We start from the raw sequence: 21,007 nt of genomic DNA, 5'->3' as shown, positions 1-21,007 counted from the left end.
TTTAGCCGCCTCCGCCCACGTAATGCCGCGCGAAGCGCGTGCCGAGACGCGTGAGCACCTCGTAACCGATGGTTCCGCCAGCCTGTCCCATGGCTTCGACGGTGAGGCCGGGGCCGACGAGGGTGGCGAGATCGCCGGGGGCGATGGCCGCTGCGATGTCCGTCACGTCGGCGGTGATGAGATCCATGGAGACGCGCCCGACGATGGGGGCTGCCTCGCCGTGGATCGCGATGACGCCGCCTTCGCGCTCCGTGCTTGCGCTCAACGCCCGCGCGATGCCGTCCGCATACCCCGCCGAGATGACCGCAAGCCGCGTCGGACGTGCGGCGCGCCACGTGGCCGAGTAGCCGACCGGATCTCCGGGCGAGAGCGTGCGCACCTGAAGTACGCGCGCTTCCACGGTCACGGCGGGCCGAACGGGCGTCGGACCGCCTTGGAAGGCCTGGCCGCCATAGAGCGCGTAGCCGGGGCGCACGAGGTCGTAATGGAAGCGCGCGCCGAGCATCAGCCCGTCGGACGCGGCGAGGCTTGCGGGCGTTGGCGGAAGAAGCGTGCGCAGGCGGTCGAAGTTGGACCGCTGGGTTTCGTTGTGCGGGTGGGCGGGATCGTCGGCGCAGGCCAGGTGGCTCATGACGAGGCGGAGGTCGATGCCGTCGAGGCGTGCGGGGGCGCTGGCGAGCGTGCGCACGTCGTCTTCCGAGAGGCCCAGCCGGTTAAGCCCGCTGTCGATCTGGAGCCCGGCTGGCAAGCGCTTTCCGGTGCGCGTGGCTTCGGCGGACCACACGGCCAGTTCTTCGAGGCTGGTCAGAACGGGTGCGATATCGTTGGCGCTGAAAACGGACGCCGCTCCGGGAAGCAGGCCGTCGAGCGCGAACAGGCGCGCGTCCGGGGCGAAGCGGCGCGCGGCTTCTGCTTCGTCGGGAGTGGCGATGAAAAATGTGCGGCACCCGGCGCGGGCGAGCGCGGGGACCACCTTGATGGCGCCAAGGCCATACGCGTCGGCTTTGACCACGGCGCCGCATTCGGCAGGCGTCACGAGCGCGCCGAGCGCGCGCCAGTTGTCGGCGATCGCGTCGAGGTCGACGGTGATGACGCCGGTCGCGCCGGGCGGGAGATCGGGTGGTGCGGTCATGACGCGTGCCGATTCCCCTCCCCCTTGTGGGGAGGGGTTAGGGGTGGGGGGAATCGCGACAGCCGATGCTGCGGCGTCCCCCCCTCCCTGACCCTCCCCCACGAGGGGGGAGGGAATGGTGCGCCGGCAGGGTTCGTCACTCGTAGCGCTCGGGCAGCCGGTCGTCGTGGGCGAGGTTGCCGAAGCGCGTGAACTGGCTTTCGAACGCGAGCTGCACCGCGCCCACGGGACCGTGACGCTGCTTGCCGATGATCACCTCGGCCTTGCCGCTGACGGCCATCATCTTCGCTTGCCAATCGTTGAACTCCGGCGTGCCTTCGCGCGGTTTGGTCCGCTCGACGTAGTATTCCTCACGGAACACGAACATGACAACGTCGGCGTCCTGCTCGATAGAGCCGGATTCGCGGAGGTCCGAGAGCTGGGGCCGCTTGTCCTCGCGCTGCTCGACCTGACGCGAGAGCTGGGAGAGCGCGATGATCGGCACCACGAGCTCCTTTGCCAAGGCCTTGAGACCCGTCGTGATTTCCGTGATTTCCTGCACGCGGTTGTCGCCGCGCTTGGAGGAGCCGGACAGAAGCTGCAGGTAGTCGACGATCAGGAGATCCAGGCCCTTCTGCCGTTTGAGCTTGCGTGCGCGGGCTGCGAGCTGCGCGATGGAGATGCCGCCGGTCTGGTCGATGAAGAGCGGTGCGACGCTCATGTCCTTCGCAACGCCCGAGAGCTTGCGGAACTCGTTGTCGGTGATCATGCCGCGGCGGATCTTCTCGGACGCGATCTCCGCCTGCTCGGACAGGATACGCGTTGCGAGCTGCTCGGCGCTCATTTCGAGCGAGAAGAAGCCGACACGCCCGCCGTCGATGACTTTTTCGGTGCCGTCCGGCAGCGTTTCCGAGCGGAACGCCTTGGCGACATTGTAGGCGATGTTGGTGACGAGCGCCGTCTTGCCCATCGAGGGACGTCCGGCGAGGATGATGAGGTCCGACGACTGCAATCCGCCCATGCGGTTGTCGAGGTCGTTGAGGCCGGTCGAAAGGCCGGAGAGATGGCCGTCCCGCTCGTAGGCAGCGGCCGCCATGTCCACGGCGTGCGTCAGCGCCGTGCCGAAGCTCATGAAGCCCTGGCCGTACTTGCCGCGCTCGGCGAGATCGTAAAGGCGCGTTTCGGCTTCCTGGATCTGGCTTTCGGGCGGGAAGTCGATGGGTGCGTCGTAGGCCGAGTTCACCATATCCTCGCCGAGGACGATGAGATGGCGGCGCACGGCGAGGTCGTAGACGGTGCGGCCGTAGTCCTCAGCGTTGATGATCGTCGTCGCGCTGGTGGCGAGGCGGCCGAGGTACTGCGGCACGGTCAGGTGCGCATCGATCGGCTCGGCGTTCTCGAAGAAGGTCTTGAGCGTGATCGGCGTCGCCTGTTTGCCGGCCTGGATCATCTTGCCCGCCGTCTCGTAGATCTGCCCGTGTAGCGGATCGAAGAAATGCGACGGCTCAAGGAACGCGGACACGCGGTCCATCGCCTCGTTGTTGATCAGGATGGCGCCGAGCAGCGCCTGCTCGGCCTCGATGTTGTGGGGCGCCTCGCGAAACGACACGGGCGTATCGGCGCGGGCAGCCTGGCGGAGCTGATCGGTCTGGAGAGGGGCGGGGTTTGTCATGCGCGCACCCTAGCCCGGCGGGTGAGTCGAGGGGAGTTGCAAGAGGGGCGGAGACGAGGCTTCCCCCGTTACCCACATGCGCAAAATTTGGCGCTTGAGTGGGGCGAATCTGATGCCGAAAAAAGGTGTGGGCTGCGCAACTTGATGAAGGCAGCGGCGGCCTGAAACGATCCGAGGCCGAAAGCTCCTGCTTCCGGCCCCGGATTGTAATGTTTCGTTCCGTAAGACTTGGCGTTTTTACGCCTTGTCCTCGTCCGCTGCTTCGCCTTCGTCGGCGGCGGGCGCTTCGTCCTCGTCCTCAAACTCAGCGTCGGGATTGAAGGTCTCGATCTCGATGGCTTCGTCCTTGATCACGGTGACGTCTTCGCCACGCGCCTGACGCTCGGCCTCGTCCTCGGTGCGGGCGACGTTGATCGTCACCTTCACCTGGACCTCGGGGTGAAGCGAGATCGTGACGTCGTGGAGGCCAAGCGTCTTGATCGGACGCTCAAGCACGACCTGGTTGCGGTCGATCGTGAAGCCGCCTTGGGTCACGACCTCGGCGAGGTCGCGCGTGGATACGGAGCCGTAGAGCTGCCCGGTGTCGCCGGCCGAGCGGATGGCGGCGAAAACCTTGCCACTGAGCTTTTCGGCGACGGCTTCGGCTTCCTTCTTCTGCTCAAGGTTGTTGGCTTCGAGCTGGGCGCGCTGACTTTCGAACTGCTTGAGGTTTTCAGCCGTTGCGCGGAGCGCCTTCTTCTGCGGGAGCAGGAAGTTGCGCGCGTAGCCGTCGCGGACGCTGACGACGTCGCCCATCTGGCCAAGGCGGCCGATGCGTTCGAGTAGAATGACCTGCATGACAAAATCTCCTTTGAATTCTCGAATGTTCTAGGTGTTTGGATGCGTGGGCGGCGAGGGCGGCAGATGGGATCGCTCCCGCAGCCGGAAGACTGTTTCGGCAAGGCCGAGGATCGCGATGACGATGGCGATCCAGATGTTGACGATGAGGAGTGTGGCGTAGAGAGCCCACAGCGCGAAGGGACGCCAGGGCTTGGTGCGCGAGATGTAGTGAACGACCGCGAGGCCGAGCAGGACGTAAGCGACGAAGAGCCCGCCTGTGGCAGCGGACGCCGCAAGACCGGGAATTCCGGGCAGCATGGTCAGCACGAGGGCTGCGCCGAACGCCAGCGGCGTTCCCGGTGGATAGGTGATGGCGGCAAGATCGGGCCAGGGCCGCGCGAGTTGCCCCGAGGCCCGCGTGACGCGCCCGGCAAGCCAGAGATTGAACAGCAGGCTCGACATCCACGACATGGCGGAAGCGGCGGGGAGCACGGCGAGCGCGATTTCGGAGAGGGCCGCAAGTTCGGCTTCGCCGATCTGTCCTTCGGCCTGAGGCATCCCGGCCGTGACGGCCGCTTGCATGAATTCGCCGAGCGTCTTGCGGAGGCTTTCGACGTCCCCTCCGAGGAGAAGCATGGAGGCGGCGGCCATCGCAGCGCCCATCCCGGCAGCCCACAGGATCAGCCGCCCGGTGGGATACCATTCGAGGCCCGAGCCGTCGTCCTCGGCGCCGTCGTCGCTTTCGTGGATGGGGCGTGAAAGAAGGGCGAAATAGGTCAGCGCCACCATCGGCACGACCTGGGTCAGCGCGAACGCCAGCGCGACGAGAGGGCCGGCGGTGAGAAAGACGATGGCGCTGCCGACGCCGCCCGCGAGCGCACCCGCTCGCCAGCCCCATCCGAGGCCGGCAAGCGCAATCGGAAGCGGCGTGATGAATAGGAGAAGGAAGCGGATGAACATCGGCCCCGTGGTCGCGGAGGCGAAAACGATCGCCGCGACCAATCCGAGGCCGGCACCTGCCAGGGCAAAAGATCTCATCGTCGAGCTGTCCCGCAATCGCTGCGGTTAGGGAGAGGGGCGATACGCCCGCTCACCCAACCATTTCGGAAAGCGCCCGCGCGCGACGGCGCGGGCCAATCCGGTTTTACTTCAGAACGTAGGGCAGAAGGCCGAGGAAGCGGGCGCGCTTGATGGCGCGGGCCAGCTCACGCTGCTTCTTCGCCGAGACGGCCGTGATCCGCGAGGGGACGATCTTGCCGCGCTCGGAGATGTAACGGCCGAGCGTGCGGACGTCCTTGTAATCGATCTTCGGCGCCTGATCTCCCGAGAACGGGCAGGTCTTGCGGCGACGGTGGAACGGCCGGCGGGCGGCGATTTCTTGAATCTGGCTCATGATCAGCCCTCCGAGTTCGTGTTGCCGCTGTCGTCACGCGGGGGGGCNCGGGGGACGGGGCCGCGCGAGTCGCCGCTTCACGGGGCGGGCGGGCGCGGAACGTCGAGCCGCCTTCGCGGTCGCCGCCACGCGGGCCGCCACGGAAACCGCCGCGGTCGCCGCCACGGAAGCCACCGCGGTCGCCGCGCTCATCGCGGTCCTGCTTACGCATCATGATGGACTGCTCGGCCTCGTGCTCCTCGACGCGCAGCGTGATGAAGCGGAGGATGTCCGTCGACAGGCTCATGCGGCGCTCCATCTCGGCCACGGCGGCCGAGGGGGCGTCGATGTTGAAGAGCGCGTAGTGCGCCTTGCGGTTCTTCTTGATCTTGTAGGCGAGGCCCTTGAGGCCCCAGTATTCGCTCTTGGTGATCTTGCCGCCGCCCTCGGTGATGACGTCGGTGAATTCTTTCTGAAGCGCCTCGACCTGCTGCGGGGAGACGTCCTGGCGTGCCAGGAAGACATGCTCGTAAAGGGGCATGTGCGGCCTTTCCGTTCGATGTTGACCGTGCTTTTGCAGCGCGGGTTACGAGAACCGCCTCGGCGCATAGCCCCTTATGGGCCCCGAAAAGGCCCAAAGGCACCCAAAGAGCGTTGACACCGGGGAACGGGCAATTGCCCTGCCGCGAGAGCCGAAAATAGCTCCGCAGCCCCGTTCAGCCACCGACCGAAGCGCGTAACGGCGCGACTTATACGGGATTTGGGCGCGGAGGCAAGGGGAGGCCAGTAAATCTATCGTCGGGTGTCGGGCTGAAACTCGGAAACGGGGATCGACCGGCTTTTCGTGTGCTGCTCGTAGGCTCGGAGGCAATCCGAGCGGCAATCGATCCATCTCCCGCTCGGCAGCCTCACCTCCTCGTCGAGCCTCTTTTTTCCAACTGGCTGGGGTTGCGAGGTCCGAATGACGTAAAAAGGCTCGTATTTGCGTGTGGAGAGGCTCAAGCCGTTTTTGGTTACGATTGCCCCCGTGGAGACGGCTTTTCGTGGCACAAGGCCCCAATCCCAGGCCAGAGCCAACGCCATACAGAGCGCAAATCCTGCCAGGACAGCAAGAATACGGTAAACGATCTTTGCGGCTGTTTCTTCGCTGATCAATTCGGACCCCAGGCTTTCTCGTAGGCCGCGAGGCAGTCGTCGCCTTCGCATTCGGCCCAGCGGCCGTTCGGGAGTTCGACCTCCCAGACCTCCTCCTCCAGCAGTTTGCCGGGGCCGGGGGTCTTGTGCGGCGCCTTGCGGGATGCCCGGAGATATTTGCGGGTGTTCAGTACTGTGCCATCGCCAGTCTGAATCGTGCCCGTGGCCACGACCTGCGCGCGAGGGAGCCAGCCCCACTGAGTCGCGAGGATATAGGCCACGACGAGTGCGACGATCCCTCCGAGCAGCCAGGCCATGCGTATCTTTCGCCTCATTCGACGTGCCCTTGCAGGGTTACGCGGACATTAACCCCGAATGGAGAGCCACGCATGAGCGGCAAGCCCCGCGCCCCAGCCGAGGATGACCCAGTGGACCCACCAGCGGCCGCCGCCGTACCAGTCGACGAAGATCAGAAGTAGAATGACGGCTGCATAGATCGCGCCGTGAATGAGGACGCCGTCGCGCCGCAGGTCGTCCATCGCTGCCATCGGAGTCTCCTTGAGGTAAAAGGCATTTAGAGAAGAAGCCCCGCCGGCTCCAGATGTTCCTCTCCAGCTTCGCGCGTCAATGCGGGTCTTGACAAGCGCGGGCAGGACATGTCGAAAGCGCCGGGCGACCACCTCCCGATCTCCGACACGACGCACATGGGGAGCGGGCAGAGCATCGGCAATCGGAAAATCAGAAGGAGCGGGCGTGGCACGCGCATTCTTATTCCCCGGGCAGGGAAGCCAGGACGTCGGCATGGGCCGGGAACTGGCCGAGACGTTCTCTGTCGCGCGCGAGGTGTTCGATGAGGTGGACGAGGCGCTTGGGCAGAAGCTCTCTCTCATCATGTGGGAGGGTCCCAAGGAGACGCTCACGTTGACCGAGAACGCGCAGCCCGCGCTGATGGCGGTTTCGATGGCGGCGATGCGGGTGCTCGAACGCGAAAAGGGCGTGAAGCTCGCGGACGTCGCGAAGTATGTTGCCGGACATTCGCTCGGCGAATATTCGGCGCTCGCCGCCGCCGGCACGTTTTCTCTTGCGGACACGGCGCGGCTCTTGAAGCTGCGCGGGCAGGCCATGCAGGCGGCGGTTCCGGTCGGTCAGGGCGCGATGGTCGCGCTGCTCGGCGTCGGGCTCGACGTTGCCGAGAAAGTCGCAGCGGAAGCGGCGCAAGGCGACGTGTGCCAAGTCGCGAACGACAACGAGCCGACACAGGTCGTGCTCTCGGGTTCCAAGACGGCGATCGATCGCGTGGCCGAGATCGGCAAAGCGCACGGCGTGCGCCGCGCGGTGCCGCTACCTGTTTCCGCCCCCTTCCATTGCGCGCTGATGCAGCCCGCTGCCGACGCGATGGCGGAAGCCCTCGCCAGCGTGGCGATGAATGCACCCGTCGTGCCCGTCGTCGCCAACGTGCGGGCGGAAGCGATCACCGATCCCAACGAGATTCGCCGCCTGCTGGTCGAACAGGTGACGGGCACCGTGCGCTGGCGCGAATGCGTCGGCTATCTTGCCGCGAACGGCATCTCGCACGTGTTCGAGATCGGATCGGGCAAAGTGCTGGCCGGGCTCGCCAAGCGAATCGACAAATCGTTCGAAGCCGACAGCGTCGGCACACCGGCGGATATCGACGCCGTGATTTCCAAGCTTTCCTGAGGCCTAGCGTCTCTCGTTCCTAGAAGGATTGCACAACATGTTCGATTTGACCGGCAAGACGGCGCTCGTCACGGGCGCGACCGGCGGCATCGGCGAGGGCATCGCACGGGCCTTGCACAAGGCCGGAGCGACGGTCGCGATTTCCGGACGCCAGGTGGACAAGCTCGAAGCTTTGAAGGGCGAACTCGGCGAGCGTGTGCACGTGGTGCCCTGCGATCTCGCGGATCGCGCTCAAGTCGGCAAGCTGATCGATGAGGCCATCGCCGCCCTCGGTCGCGTCGACATCCTCGTCAACAACGCGGGCCTCACCAAGGACAATCTCTTCATGGTGATGAAGGACGAGCAGTGGGACGACGTGATCGCCGTCAACCTGACGTCTACGTTCATGCTCTCGCGTGCTGCGGCGCGTCATATGCTGCGCTCGAAGACGGGCTATGGCCGCATCATCAACATCTCCTCCGTGTCGGGCGTTTTCGGCAATCCGGGCCAGGGCAACTATGCCGCTTCCAAGGCCGGCATGATCGGCATGACGAAGTCGCTGGCTCGCGAGGTCGCCAACCGCGGCATCACGGCGAACTGCATTGCGCCCGGCTTCATCACGACCGCGATGACGGACGCGCTGAACGACAAGCAAAAGTCCGAGATCTCTCAACACATCCCGGCGCAACGCTTCGGCACGCCCGAGGACATTGCCGCCGCCGCTCTTTACCTTGCCAGCAACGAGGCCGGTTACATGACCGGGCAAACGCTGCATGTGAATGGCGGTATGGCTATGATCTGAGGGGCCTTTTGGCTATGGTCGCGCGCTGGCGGACGAGGGCCGCAACCGCGGGGCGAAATGCCGCTGGCACCTCCACGCGTGTGGGCGCTTAGGGCATAGGGCCGGAAGCTGGCCAAGGCCTGGGAGATATGTTAACGAGCCTCGTTTTTTTGCTGCGCAGCTCTTGGAAAGGCCCTAACGATCAACGCTCACGCGCTGTCGTCCGGGAGTAGCCTAGACGGCGCCGCCAGAACGGGATCGCACGAAATCCAGACGCGATCCGGCCGCGAGCCCGGTGGACGACGGGATCCGAGATACACTTAGCAACCGCAAATCAGTACAGAGAGACACGAGGGGAAGACGATGAGCGATGTCGCAGAGCGCGTGAAGAAGATCGTGGTTGAGCACCTTGGCGTCGAAGCCGAGAAGGTGACCGAGAACGCGAGCTTCATCGACGATCTGGGCGCGGACAGCCTGGACACGGTCGAACTGGTGATGGCCTTCGAGGAAGAGTTTGGGTGCGAGATCCCGGACGACGCGGCAGAGCACATCCTGACCGTCGGCGACGCTGTGAAGTTTCTCGAAAAGAACGCCACGGCTGCCTGACGGCGCACGGACCGCTTAGTCTCACGAGCTTAAACCTTGAGGCGCAGGCGCGCCTCGGGTTGAAGCCGGCGCTCTCGCCATTACGGCCAAGGCGGCGGTTCTCGGAAACCGGGCGGCTCAAGGAAGAGGAGCGGGCGACGCCGGCGTGCCGCGCTCCCGGCATGTGGAACCGAGGGCGCGAGGCGTGTTTGCCTCTTCGTCCCGCGGGCCGGGGCCTCTACTCTCTCCACCGGCAGAACGGATTCGAGAGATATGCGCCGCGTCGTCATCACTGGTCTTGGTCTCGTGACACCCGTCGGCTGCGGGGTCGAGGCCGCATGGGCTAATCTGCTCGCCGGCAAAAGCGGCGCACGCAGGATCGAAGAATTCGATACTTCCGACTTGTCGTGCCAGATCGCGAGCTTCGTGCCGCGCGGAGACACGGCGGAGGGCAAGCTCAATCCCGACGATTGGATGGAGCCCAAGGAACAGCGCAAGGTCGACGATTTTATTCTCTATGCCGTCGCGGCTGCCGATCAGGCGATTGCCGATTCGGGTTGGAAAACCGACACGGCCGAGAAGCAGGAAGCCACCGGCGTTCTCATCGGTTCGGGGATCGGCGGCCTTTCCGGAATTGCGGACGCCTCTCTTCTGCTGAACGAAAAGGGCGCGCGGAGGATCTCGCCGTTCTTCATCCCCGGCCGCCTGATCAATCTCGCGGGCGGCTATGTTTCGATCCGTCACGGGCTCAAAGGGCCGAACCATGCGGTCGTCACCGCGTGTGCAACGGGGACGCACGCCATCGGAGATGCCGCGCGTCTCGTGGCGCTGGGAGACGCCGACGTGATGGTGGCGGGCGGCACGGAAAGCACGATCTGCCGCATCGGCATGGCGGGCTTCATCGCATGCCGCGCGCTTTCGACAGGCTTCAACGACCGCCCTGCGGAGGCTTCGCGTCCCTACGACAAGGATCGCGACGGCTTCGTGATGGGCGAGGGTGCGGGCGTCGTCGTGCTCGAAGAGTACGAGCAGGCCAAGGCGCGCGGCGCGAAGATCTACGCCGAAGTCATCGGCTACGGCATGTCGGGCGACGCCTATCACATCACGGCACCGTCCGAGACGGGCGACGGCGCGTTCCGCTGCATGAAGGCGGCGCTCAAGAGCGCTGGGCTCACGCCGAGCGACATCGACTACATCAACGCGCACGGCACCTCGACGCCGATGGGCGACGAGATCGAGCTCGGCGCCGTCGAACGGCTGTTCGGCAATTCGCAGGGGAAGGTCTCGATGTCGTCGACCAAGTCGTCGATTGGGCATCTCCTGGGGGCGGCGGGAGCGGTCGAGGCCATCTTCTCGGTGCTGGCGCTGCGCGATCAGGTGGCTCCGCCGACGCTCAACCTCGCCAATCCTTCCGTCGAAACCGCCATCGATCTGGTGCCGCACACGGCGCGCAAACGGGAGATCAACACGGTTCTCTCGAACTCCTTCGGCTTCGGCGGTACGAACGCTTCGCTCGTTATGCGCAAGGTGGCTTGAGCCGAATCCGCAAGGTCACCTGAGGCCGACCGGGTTTTGCCACAATCGCGCTGTCACGTCGGCCATTCCGCTGGCCAGCGCAGAACGGGGTGTGCTGGCATGGCGGGACTGATACGCGATACGGGAGCTGGCTGATGAGCAACATTCGCCGGGATGGAGCGCCGACGCTGTCGCGGCGCGACGGCCTGAGGCCGCGCAGTCCCGCCGAAGCGCTGGAGCCCGGACGGGCGCCGCCGCGGCCGCGCGGCGTACGTCAGAGGCGCGAGTCGCGCGTCGTGCGCGGCTTCGCCCGTGTCGTCAGCAGCGTGTTCACCCTCGCGCTTGTCGGGATGCTCGTGCTCGGCGGTTTGACGGTGTTCGTCGGGCACGTTTACAGCCGCCCCGGACCGCTGACTGTCGCGCAGACCGTCGTCGTGCCCAAGGGTGCGAGCAGCAACGAGATCGCCGACGACCTGGAGCGCGAAGGCGTGATCTCCAGCCGCTGGGCGTTCATGGTCAGCTACCTCGTCCAAAGCCGGACGCGGCCCGGCGAGGTGATGCTTCGGCACGGCGAATATCTCTTCAAGCCGCAGGTCTCGGTCCGCGAGGTGCTCGAAATCCTTTCCGAAGGAAAGTCGGTGCAGTATCGCGTGACGATCCCGGAGGGGCTCACGAGCCAGCAGATCGTCGAGCGGCTGATGCGCGAGGAAAACCTCGTCGGCGAAATCTCGCAGATCCCCGTCGAGGGATCGTTGATGCCCGAGACCTACAGCATCGAGAACGGCATGGAGCGGCAGGAACTGATCCGGCGCATGCAGCTCAAGCAGGAGCAGGTGCTGGAAAAGGCATGGGAACGGCGTAGCCCCGACCTTCCGATCTCGACGCCGCAGGAAGCGGTGGTGCTGGCTTCGATCATCGAGAAGGAAACGGGCCGCGCGGACGAGCGGCAGCGGATTGCGGGCGTGTTCGTGAACCGTCTCGCGAAGAACATGCGCCTGCAGTCGGACCCCACCATTCTCTACGGGATCTTTGGCGGTGCGGTGCAGTGGGGCAAGCCGATCCTTCAATCGGAGAAGGACGCGAAGAACGCGCACAACACGTATCAGATCAACGGATTGCCGCCGACGCCGATCTGCAACCCAGGGCGACCCGCGCTCGAAGCGGCCCTCAATCCCGCCGCGCACGAAGACGTTTTCTTCGTGGCCGACGGTACGGGCGGGCATATCTTCTCGAAGACCTATCAGGAGCATCAGGCAGCCGTTTCCAAATGGCGGGAGATCGAGCGCGAGATGCGCGCGCGCCAGGCGGCGTCGGCATCCGAGACGGAAGCCGCCGCACCCGAGGCAGGCGCGGCCGCCGGTGAGGCTTCGGGCGAGGCGAAGGGCATTCCGGTGACACAGGTGATCAACGCGTCGGAGCCGGATGACGAGGCGGCAGAGCCTGCGGGTTCGGCGTCTTCGATCCCGATGCCCGTCCGCAAACCGAAAAACTAGAGCCACCTCGCGGCGGCTCGGGCCATCCTCGATGCTCTTCGATCCGTGGCCCTTGCGGCCTCCGGAGGTTCCGCGTACGTCTCACGCGCACACCTTTCGGAATGACACCATGACCCTTCAAAGCATGACAGGTTTCGCCCGCAGCGACGGCGCCTACAATGGCACCGCGTGGCATTGGGAATTGAGGAGCGTGAACAATCGCGGCCTCGATCTCAGGCTGCGTCTGCCGCCGGGCTTCGAAGCCATCGAGGCGAAAGTGCGCGAGCGCATCCAGAAGGCGGTGGCCCGCGGCAGCGTGAATGCGTCGCTCTCCTTCACACGGCGTGCGGCTCAGGGCGACGTGCGCGTGAACGAGGCTGCGCTTGAGCGCGTTCTCTCGATTGCGACACGCGTGGCGAAGGATGCAGGCGCGAAGAAGCCGCGTGTCGAAGCGTTGCTCGGCCTCAAGGGCGTGCTCGACGTGTCCGACGACGGCGAGCAGGATGCGGAGCGGGCGGCTGCCGAGCAGGCCGCCGTTCTGGAAAGCCTGGACCAGGCGATCGCCGCGCTCGTGACGGCGCGGCGCGAAGAGGGCGCGCGGCTGAAGGATGTCGTTGCCGCGCAGATCGACGAGATCGCGCGTCTTGCAAAAAGCGTCGAGGCGTCGCCGTCGCGCTCGCTCGACGCGATCCGGGCGCGTCTTCAGGATCAGGTCGCACGCCTCATGGAGACGGGCCATGCGCTCGATCCGCAGCGCCTGCACCAGGAAGCGGTGATCCTCGCCACGCGCGCAGACGTGGAAGAGGAACTGAAGCGGCTCGACGGGCATGTGACGGCCGCGCGCGCCCTCATCGCCGAGGGCGGCGACATCGGCCGCAGGCTCGATTTTCTGGCCCAGGAGTTCAATAGGGAAGCCAATACGCTGACATCCAAGGCGGCCGACCAGGAGATCGCGCACGCAGGTCTTGCGCTCAAGGTCGTGATCGACCAGTTGCGCGAGCAGGTTCAAAACCTCGCCTGAAGGCTGGACCGGAGACGCGCGAGACCGTAATCAAACTGTCGGACAGAAGAGCAGGACGACGGAATGACGAGCGAGCAACCGAGAATCGAACGGCGCGGCCTGCTTCTGGTTCTGTCCTCCCCTTCGGGCGCAGGGAAGACATCGCTCGCGCGGGCCTTGCTCGACACCGATCCCGACATTCGCCTTTCCGTTTCGGCCACCACGCGCAAGCCTCGTCCCGGCGAGGTCGACGGCGAGGATTACTGGTTCGTCGACGAAGCGAAATTCAAGGCCATGATCGAGGCAGACGAATTTCTCGAATGGGCCACCGTGTTCGGCAACTACTACGGGACGCCGCGCGCGCCCATCGAGGCGGCCGTCTCTAAGGGCCGCGACGTACTGTTCGATATCGACTGGCAGGGAACGCAGCAGCTTGCCGAACGCATGGCGGGAGAATTGGTCCGCGTGTTCGTTCTGCCCCCCTCCGGCGAAGCGCTCGAAGCGCGCCTCAAGCGTCGCGCACAAGATCCCGATCATGTGGTCGCGAAGCGCATGGCAGGCGCCGCCGCCGAAATCAGTCATTGGGCGGAATACGACTATGTGATCGTCAACGGCGACCTCGGCGAGAGCATCGCGGGGCTCAAGGCCATTCTTGCGGCCGAGCGGCACAAGCGTGAGCGGATGACGGGGCTCACGGCTTTCGTGCGGGACCTGCAAGCCGCGCTGACGTAACGCTCATTGTCCCCCTGTCATCCCGGCCAAGCGAGGCGAAGCCGAGTGCTGAGCCAGGACCCAGCGCAAGCAAGTCGAAGACGCCATAGATTTCGCGATAGAAGCTTCTCCTGTGTCCCGGCTCTGCGTTCCACTGGGCCGGGATGACACCGGAAGATGCGCGTCTTTGTTACGGCAGCTCGCGCGCGTAGCTGATCACCGAAAGAAAGCGGATGGGGAGCTTCACGAGTTCCTCGGGGCCGTGCGGTGCGTCGGCATCGAAGAACAGGCTGTCGCCGGGCTTCATCGGATAAAGCTTGTCGGCGTGGCGGTAGACCACCTCGCCTTCGAGCACGTAGATGAGTTCGAGCCCGCCGTGCTGGAAAAGCGGGAAGACGTCGGATTCCTGCGTCAGCGTGATGAGGTAGGGTTCGACCACGATGCTGCCGGCCGTGCCGGTCGTGTGGCCCAGGAGCTGGTACTGGTGGCCCGCGCGCGTGCCGCGCCGTTCGATGGGGAGGCCGTGGCCGGCCGACACGAACACGGCGTCACGTTTTTCCTCGAAGCGGCGGAAGAGGGCAGTCACCGGCACGCCGAGCGCCTTGGAGAGACGCTGCAACGTGGTGAGAGACGCGCTCGTCACGCCGTTCTCTATTTTCGACAGCATACCGAGCGAGAGCCCGGCCGCGCGCGCAAGGTCGGATGCGGTGATGCCGAGCTTGTTGCGGAAGGCGCGGACTTCGCGCCCGATCGCGACCTCGAGCATGCTGTCGCGCGCGCCCGCCAGGGCGTGAGGGTCCTGCTCCCCCGAGGCCACCTCGCTCGCGCCGTCTTTCTTCAAGGTGGGCCTCCCGTCTCAACGTCCCGTCATGTCAAGCTTTCGAGGCGATCGAGGCCCGCGAACTCTCCGCCGTACTCGCGCGCCGCGTCCAGCAGACATGACGAGAGGTACAGGGCCGAGGCGATGTCGGCAAGAAGGTGGAACACCGGAGTTTCGCCTCTATCGGATCGCGCCACGATGGCATTGATGCGCGCGACCGAGGTTTGGGCGATGGCGTGGTTCGGAAACTTGCCGAGCCGCAGATCGACGCCGCAGAGCTTCGCGAACATCGCCGGTGCGCGCCGGCCGGTGACGGCGAGCCATGCGTGGCTATCTCGCCGCGGAAGCGGATAGGTGCATTCCTCGTCGTCGAGGCGGAACGTCTGTTCCCATTCGGAGAAGCGGCTTTCGTTACCGTCGAACGCGGACAGAATGAGAACTTCGCTCGGGGCGAGAACGAGACAGAGGCTGCCGTCGTCTTGGGGGAAGAGGCGGTTCGGCTCGGCTTCGACAAGCAAGCCGCGGGCGCGCATCGCCTCTATCGTTCCGCGCCCCTTGAAGCCGATGCGCGGAAGCGGCGACAGATCGACGATAGCGAGTTCGTCGAGAGCAGGCGATGTCGAGAGTTTGGTCGCGGCGGCCGTATCTCCGAGCGTGCGCCAGTGTGCTCCGCGTTCGGCCAGAATATGGGCGAGCGGCGTTCTGGCACGCGTGAGAGGCGGAGAGGCTGCGGTATCGGACATCTAAATCAGACCTCCTGGCGCGCGTTTTCGGGATCGTAGAACGGCGTAGAAACGACCGTCGCAGCGATCAGCTTGCCGCCATCGATGCGGATGGTGAAACGCGATCCGGCCTCGGCGAGGTCGACCGGCACGTAGGCGAGGCCGACGACTTTGCCGAGCGTCGGCGACGCGACGGCTGAGGTCACGCGGCCTGCGATGTCGCCATTTCGGATCACGAGATGACAGGGCTTGGGACACGGCGCGGACGGCGCGTCGAGCGTGAAGCCGACGAGTTTACGCGTCACGCCCTTTGCGATCTGCAACGCGATGGCGCGCTTGCCGACGTAGAACGGCTTTTTCTTGCCCAGCGCCCAGTCCATGCCCGCTTCCGCCGGATGGGTGAGCCCGTCGGTGTCCTGACCGACGATGATGTGGCCCTTTTCAAGCCGCAGGATGCGCTGGGCTTCGACACCGAAGGGGAGAATGCCGTCAGGTCGGCCCGCATCCATCAGCGCATCCCACAACGCTTCCCCGAAGCGGGAGGGCGCGTGAATCTCGTATCCAAGCTCGCCGACGAAGCCGACGCGAAGGATGCGCACGGGGATGCCCGCAAGCGTGCCGGTGCGTACGCCCATGTAAGGAAACGCCGCGTTCGAAAAATCGATGTCGGAGGCAAGGCGTTCGACGATGGCGCGCGCTTTGGGTCCGGCGAGGGTCACGGCCGCATACGCGGCGGTGACGTTGGCGATGTCCACGTCGAGCCGCCATTCCGCGTTGTGCCATGTCATCTGTCGATAGACCTGATCGACGGCGCCGGTCGTGGCGGTCACGTAATAGTGGCGGTCATGCAGGCGGGCGGCGACGCCGTCGTCGATGATGACGCCGGTGTGGTCCGTCATCAGCGCGTAGCGGGCGCGGCCGATGGGCTGCTTGGCATAAGCCCACGTGTACATCCGCTCGATCAGTTCGACTGCGTCTGGCCCGCGGATGTCGAGGCCACCCAGCGTCGAAACGTCGATGAGGCCCGCGGCCGTGCGCACGGCGCGCACTTCGCGGGCGATATTCGCCGCTTCGTCTTCCTGTTTGCCGTAGTAGGCTGGCCGCTTCCATGCTCCGGCCGGCATCATGCGCGCGCCGAGTTCCTCGTGGCGGTGATGCATGGGTGTGCGGCGCACGGGCGAGAACGCTCGCCCCGCAAGTTGACCGTATTTCTCCGGCACCAGCGGCGGGCGGAACGTCGTGGTGCCGATGTCGGCAGCGGCGCGGCCTGTGAGGCGCGAGACAATGCGGATAGTGTTGACGTTGGCGTGGCGGCCCTGGCTCGGTCCGAGACCGGCGGTGGAGTATCGCTTGACGAGCTGAATGTCATCGTAGCCGTCCTTGATCGTATTGGCGATGTCCTTGGTCGTGATGTCCTCGTCGAAATCGACGAAATCGTTGCCGGTGCGTGCGGTGAAGATCGGATAGGCGTGGGTGACGCCGGATGCCGATGCATGGGCCGCTGCAGGGATAACTTGGGACATGTCGCTTCCGCCTGCCCGGGCGGCGGCGATGCGCCCAGCTTCGCTGCCGTTTGCGCGCGCCTCCGTATCAGACCAGATGCCTGCGGCCGCGCCCGCAAGCGTGATGCCGCGCGGCACGCCTTCTGCGCGATGCATGGCGGTTTCCGGTTCGTACACGGCGCGTGCGCCCGCGTGACAGGCGAGGTTGAGCTGCGGGGCGAAGCCTGCGCTCATCAGCAGCGTGTCGCAAGCGATCCAGTCGCTGGGTGTCTCGGCGATCGTTCCGTCCAACGCGATGCGTGAGATCGCGACGGCTTCGACGCCGCGCCGGCCTTTGCTGTTCGACGGCGCTGCGCCTGCATAGATGCGAACGCCCCGCGCGCGCACTTCTTCCTCCACGGCGCCGATAGGATCCGCGCGCAGATCCACCACGGCGGCCACCTCGACGCCTGCGTCGAGAAGGTCGAGGGCGGCTTCGTAGCCGTAGCGATTGGCCGTCGCGACGACGGCGCGCTTGCCGGGTGTAACGCCATAAAGGCGCATCAGCCGTTGCGCGGCGCTCGCGAACAGGATGCCGGGGCGGTCGTTGTTCGGAAAGACGATCGGCTGGTCGAACGCGCCCGTCGCGAGCACGATTTCGCGTGCGCGGATCTTGTAGAGACGTTTGGCATCGACGGCGGACACCCAGTTATCGGCGAAGATGCCGCTCACTGTGGTGTTCGAGAGGATGGTGAGGTTGGGGAGCGCCTTCGCGCGCGTGACGAGGTCGCGGCGGATGGCGCTCGACGTTGCGCTGTCCACGCCGCCTCGGCCGTACAGTAGCGAGCCGCCAAGCTCGGGCCATTCGTCGATCAGAAGCGTTTCGGCACCCGCTTCCGCCGCCGCGATGGCGGCTTCGAGCCCGGCCGGTCCGCCGCCGACGACGAGCACGTCGGCAAACAGATACGCTTTGTCGTAGCTGCGCGGGCGGGCCGCCGGTTCCAGATGACCGAGACCCGCCATGCGGCGGATCGGTTTCTCGAACCAAGGCCAGATGCCTTTCGGGCGGAAGAACGTCTTGTAGTAGAAGCCGACCGGCAGGAAGCGTTTGAATGCGCCCATCGCGGCGTAGAGGTCGAAGTCGACCGATCCGAGGCGATTGACAGAGGACGCTGCGATGCCGTCCCGCACCGGGTAGCGGTCTGCGCGCACGTTCGGCTCGTCTGCGACCTGCACGATGCTGTTGGCGTCGTGGCCGGCCATGGTGAGAACGCCGCGTGGGCGGTGATACTTGAACGACCGCGAGAGCACGCGCCGGCCCTCGGCATAGAGCGCGGAGGCGAGGACATCGCCCGCAAAGCCGTTGTGGAGACGCCCGTCGAAGGTGAAGGCGAGGGGGGTGTCGCGGTCGATCAGCAACCCCCAATCGGGTCCGCTGAGACGTCCATTCGTGCTGTGGCCGTTGCTGCTCATCTCAGGGTGTCACTCCGGCGTGAAAAGAACGTGTCGGCGGTCATGGTTTCCAGGACCTCGTCCGTCACGGTGTTGCGGCGTGCGACGAACCACGTGTTGGTCGGCGTATGCAGCCACCATTCGGAAACGACGCCCGCCGTATTCGCTTCGAGAAACAGGTGATCCGTCCACTCGGCGTCCGTGCAGGTCGCGGGATCGGGCTGCGGCTTGATCTCGCCGCCCCAAGCGAATTCGGAGATGTTGCGCGGCCCGTTCACCGGGCATGTCATGATCTTCATGGCGGTTCGCCTCTCAATGGCCGACGGATGCGGCGCCCTTTTCTCCGACGAGGTCGAACGAGCGGAAACGGTCGAGCGCGAAGGGTTTCAGAAGATCGGGCTGGCGGCCGGTGGCGACGCATTCGGCCATGCGCACGCCCGACACCGGCGTCGCCTTGAAGCCCCACGTGCCCCAGCCTGCATCGATGAAATAGTTCTCGATCGGCGTGAGGCCCATGACCGGCGAGAAGTCCGGCGTCATGTCGGCCATGCCGGCCCACTGGCGCAGCACCTTGAGCTCTCCCATGAAGGGGAACAGCTCCAGCATGTGCGCCATCAGGCTCTCTTTGAAGTCGAGCGTGGAGCGCGTGGAATAGAGACCGTAAGCGTCCGTTGCGCCGCCCATCACCATTTCGCCGCGCGCCGATTGCGAGATGTAAACGTGCAGCGAACCCGAGACGACGATCTGATCGAGAATCGGTTTGACGGGCTCCGACACGCAGGCTTGCAAGGGAATGGTGCGGATCGGGAGCTTGAGGCCCGCCATGCTCGCGACGACGCTCGACGATCCGGCGACGGCTTGCACAATGCGTCCGGCGTGGATCGTGCCGCGGTTCGTCTCGACGCCGATGGCCCGGCCGTTCTCGACCAGGATCTTGTTGACGGCCGTTTGCGTATGAACCTCGACGCCGCGGCGCATCGCTTCTTTCGCGTAACCCCAGGCAACCGCGTCGTGACGCGCGATGGCGCCGGGGGGATGATACAGCGCGCCGAGGACGGGCATGTGCACGTCGTCCGACACGTTGAGCGTCGGGCAGAGGCGCTTGATCTCGTCGGGCCCGATCACCTCGGAGGCGACGCCCATGTGCGTGTTCACTTCGGCGCGCCAGCGTGCGGTGTTGAGGGCGGCATCCGTATGGGCGAGCGTGAAGTGGCCGCGCTCGGTGTACATCACGTTGATGTCGAGCTCGTTCGACAGGCTGCGGAAGAGATTGACCGATTCCTTGTAGAAGGCGACGCCTTCAGGCGTGAGATAATTGGCGCGGACGATGGTGGTGTTGCGGGCCGTGTTGCCGCCCGCGAGCCAGCCTTTGTCGAGGACGGCGATGTTCGTGATGCCGTGGCGGGTGGCGAGGTAATAGGCAACGGCGAGCCCGTGTCCGCCCGCGCCGATGATCACGACGTCGTAGGCGGGCTTGAGATCCGGCGTCCAGTGGAAGTGGGCGTCGGCGGCATGATCGCCTTTGAGCGCCGAGCGGGCTGCGTATTTCAGGAGGGCGAAGGGCATGGGAGCGAAGACTCTCTCGAAGCGTTATCGCGTCGCGTCACTTCACAACATGCAAAAATGTTTCCTATCACTCAAGTCCAAGTTCTAGACAATTCGCCGCTTGAAATTTGGGCAATTGCCTACTATCCTGTCAGGAAATAATTATTCATAACAGTTGAATTCATGGGCATCGCCTGCTACGGTCCGGCTCGTTCGATCAACGTGTCCGGGTGCGCTACCGATGTGCGGAATCGTAGGACTGTTTCTTAAAGACAAGGCGCTTGAGGCTGATCTCGGCGCGCTGACGGCGGGGATGCTCGCCACCATGTGCGAGCGCGGGCCGGATTCGGCCGGGTTCGCCGTCTACGGCGCGGCCAAGGACGGCAAGGCCAAGATCACGCTGCAATCGCCAAACCCCGATGCCGACTTCGACGGCCTCGCGAAGAAGGTTGAGAAGGCTGTCGACAGCTCGGTGAAGCTCGATGTGCGCGCGACGCACGCGGTGCTCTCGTGCAAGGCATCCGAAGCGGATGCAGTACGTGCGGCACTCGGTGAGATTGTCCCTTCCGTGCGCGTCATGGGCACGGGAAACGCGATCGAGATCTACAAGGAAGTGGGCTACCCCACCGACGTCGCCAAGCGTTTCGACCTCAAGCGCATGAGCGGCACGCACGCGATCGGCCACACGCGCATGGCGACCGAAAGCGCCGTCACCACGCTCGGCGCGCATCCGTTTTCGACGGGGCCCGATCAGTGCCTCGTGCACAACGGATCGCTCTCGAACCATAACAATCTGCGCCGCTCGCTGATCCACGACGGCATGAGCTTCGAGACCGATAACGATAGCGAGGTCGCGGCCGCCTATCTCACCTGGCGCATGAAGCAGGGATTGGATCTCGGCCAGGCGCTCGAAAAGAGCCTCGAAGATCTCGACGGCTTCTTCACCTTCGTCGTCGGCACCAAGACCGGCTTCGGTGTCGTGCGCGATCCGATTGCGTGCAAGCCCGCGGTGCTGGCGGAAACGGACGACTACGTGGCGTTCGGTTCCGAGTATCGCGCGCTCGCCGGACTGCCCGGCATAGACAATGCCAAGGTCTGGGAGCCCGAGCCCGCAACCGTCTACTTCTGGGAGCGCTGA

20 protein-coding genes and 1 pseudogene are annotated in these 21,007 nt (G+C 65.2%); 8 read left to right on the top strand and 13 right to left on the bottom strand.

What is annotated here, in order from left to right:
* Position 1: 1 nt before the first annotated feature.
* The 8 genes and pseudogenes from alr to W911_RS18370 form a co-directional block, all read right to left on the bottom strand.
* Positions 2-1,132 carry an alanine racemase gene (gene alr / locus W911_RS11010; protein WP_023787618.1) on the bottom strand — a complete coding sequence of 377 codons (1,131 nt, stop codon included), beginning with the start codon at positions 1,130-1,132 and terminating at the stop codon, positions 2-4.
* A gap of 136 nt (positions 1,133-1,268) precedes the next feature.
* Complete coding sequence (locus W911_RS11005; protein ID WP_023787617.1) at positions 1,269-2,783, bottom strand: replicative DNA helicase; 1,515 nt, start codon at positions 2,781-2,783, stop codon at positions 1,269-1,271.
* A gap of 237 nt (positions 2,784-3,020) precedes the next feature.
* Positions 3,021-3,620, bottom strand: coding sequence for a 50S ribosomal protein L9 (gene rplI / locus W911_RS11000; RefSeq protein ID WP_023787616.1), 600 nt, complete (start codon positions 3,618-3,620; stop codon positions 3,021-3,023).
* Between the two features lie 30 nt (positions 3,621-3,650).
* Entirely contained in the window at positions 3,651-4,640 is a 990-nt protein-coding gene (locus tag W911_RS10995; RefSeq protein WP_144083583.1) for a DUF2232 domain-containing protein, read from the bottom strand.
* Positions 4,641-4,746: 106 nt separating this feature from the next.
* Entirely contained in the window at positions 4,747-4,995 is a 249-nt protein-coding gene (gene rpsR / locus W911_RS10990; protein WP_023787614.1) for a 30S ribosomal protein S18, read from the bottom strand.
* Positions 4,996-5,293: 298 nt separating this feature from the next.
* Positions 5,294-5,515, bottom strand: a pseudogene (rpsF, locus tag W911_RS19030) (30S ribosomal protein S6); the annotation flags it as partial.
* Between the two features lie 610 nt (positions 5,516-6,125).
* Positions 6,126-6,443: a hypothetical protein gene (locus W911_RS10975; RefSeq protein ID WP_144083582.1), complete on the bottom strand. Its 318-nt coding sequence runs from the start codon at positions 6,441-6,443 to the stop codon at positions 6,126-6,128.
* A 30-nt stretch (positions 6,444-6,473) separates the two neighbouring features.
* Positions 6,474-6,656: a 2TM domain-containing protein gene (locus tag W911_RS18370; protein ID WP_023787610.1), complete on the bottom strand. Its 183-nt coding sequence runs from the start codon at positions 6,654-6,656 to the stop codon at positions 6,474-6,476.
* Between the two features lie 205 nt (positions 6,657-6,861).
* Between W911_RS18370 and fabD the strand changes: the two genes are divergently transcribed.
* The 7 genes from fabD to gmk all read left to right on the top strand — a co-directional run bounded on the left by fabD (position 6,862) and on the right by gmk (position 13,870).
* A complete protein-coding gene (gene fabD / locus W911_RS10965; RefSeq protein WP_041316485.1) occupies positions 6,862-7,806 on the top strand; it encodes an ACP S-malonyltransferase in 945 nt (314 codons plus the stop codon).
* A 37-nt stretch (positions 7,807-7,843) separates the two neighbouring features.
* Positions 7,844-8,587 (top strand): 3-oxoacyl-[acyl-carrier-protein] reductase, encoded by a 744-nt coding sequence (gene fabG / locus W911_RS10960; RefSeq protein WP_023787608.1) that lies wholly within the window; start codon positions 7,844-7,846, stop codon positions 8,585-8,587.
* Positions 8,588-8,929: 342 nt separating this feature from the next.
* The gene (locus tag W911_RS10955; protein WP_041316483.1) at positions 8,930-9,172 is read left to right on the top strand and encodes an acyl carrier protein; all 243 of its coding nucleotides are present in this window, start codon (positions 8,930-8,932) and stop codon (positions 9,170-9,172) included.
* Between the two features lie 252 nt (positions 9,173-9,424).
* Positions 9,425-10,687 carry a beta-ketoacyl-ACP synthase II gene (gene fabF / locus W911_RS10950; RefSeq protein ID WP_023787607.1) on the top strand — a complete coding sequence of 421 codons (1,263 nt, stop codon included), beginning with the start codon at positions 9,425-9,427 and terminating at the stop codon, positions 10,685-10,687.
* 134 nt (positions 10,688-10,821) lie between these two features.
* A complete protein-coding gene (gene mltG, locus W911_RS10945; RefSeq protein ID WP_023787606.1) occupies positions 10,822-12,159 on the top strand; it encodes an endolytic transglycosylase MltG in 1,338 nt (445 codons plus the stop codon).
* Between the two features lie 109 nt (positions 12,160-12,268).
* Complete coding sequence (locus tag W911_RS10940) at positions 12,269-13,159, top strand: YicC/YloC family endoribonuclease (RefSeq protein ID WP_023787605.1); 891 nt, start codon at positions 12,269-12,271, stop codon at positions 13,157-13,159.
* Between the two features lie 63 nt (positions 13,160-13,222).
* Positions 13,223-13,870 (top strand): guanylate kinase, encoded by a 648-nt coding sequence (gmk, locus tag W911_RS10935; protein ID WP_023787604.1) that lies wholly within the window; start codon positions 13,223-13,225, stop codon positions 13,868-13,870.
* A 169-nt stretch (positions 13,871-14,039) separates the two neighbouring features.
* On the opposite strand, the gene W911_RS10930 is transcribed toward gmk, so the two are convergent.
* Genes W911_RS10930 through W911_RS10910 form a run of 5 tightly spaced genes read right to left on the bottom strand, consistent with a single transcriptional unit; the run spans position 14,040 to position 19,890 of the window.
* Positions 14,040-14,690: a helix-turn-helix domain-containing protein gene (locus tag W911_RS10930; protein WP_023787603.1), complete on the bottom strand. Its 651-nt coding sequence runs from the start codon at positions 14,688-14,690 to the stop codon at positions 14,040-14,042.
* A gap of 26 nt (positions 14,691-14,716) precedes the next feature.
* Positions 14,717-15,412, bottom strand: coding sequence for an aminomethyltransferase family protein (locus W911_RS10925; RefSeq protein ID WP_023787602.1), 696 nt, complete (start codon positions 15,410-15,412; stop codon positions 14,717-14,719).
* A 5-nt stretch (positions 15,413-15,417) separates the two neighbouring features.
* Positions 15,418-18,345: a glycine cleavage T C-terminal barrel domain-containing protein gene (locus tag W911_RS10920; protein WP_023787601.1), complete on the bottom strand. Its 2,928-nt coding sequence runs from the start codon at positions 18,343-18,345 to the stop codon at positions 15,418-15,420.
* A complete protein-coding gene (locus tag W911_RS10915) occupies positions 18,342-18,623 on the bottom strand; it encodes a sarcosine oxidase subunit delta (protein WP_023787600.1) in 282 nt (93 codons plus the stop codon). The genes W911_RS10920 and W911_RS10915 overlap by 4 nt, the downstream gene beginning before the upstream one ends.
* A gap of 13 nt (positions 18,624-18,636) precedes the next feature.
* The gene (locus tag W911_RS10910; protein ID WP_023787599.1) at positions 18,637-19,890 is read right to left on the bottom strand and encodes an FAD-dependent oxidoreductase; all 1,254 of its coding nucleotides are present in this window, start codon (positions 19,888-19,890) and stop codon (positions 18,637-18,639) included.
* Positions 19,891-20,110: 220 nt separating this feature from the next.
* On the opposite strand from W911_RS10910, the gene W911_RS10905 reads away from it, so the two are divergent.
* Positions 20,111-21,007, top strand: coding sequence for a class II glutamine amidotransferase (locus W911_RS10905; RefSeq protein ID WP_023787598.1), 897 nt, complete (start codon positions 20,111-20,113; stop codon positions 21,005-21,007).

Origin of the sequence: Hyphomicrobium nitrativorans NL23 (assembly GCF_000503895.1) — a bacterium.
Classification (GTDB): domain Bacteria; phylum Pseudomonadota; class Alphaproteobacteria; order Rhizobiales; family Hyphomicrobiaceae; genus Hyphomicrobium_C; species Hyphomicrobium_C nitrativorans.
The sequence above is the reverse complement of the archived record's forward strand: the minus strand, read 5'-3'. Positions and strand labels throughout refer to the sequence as shown.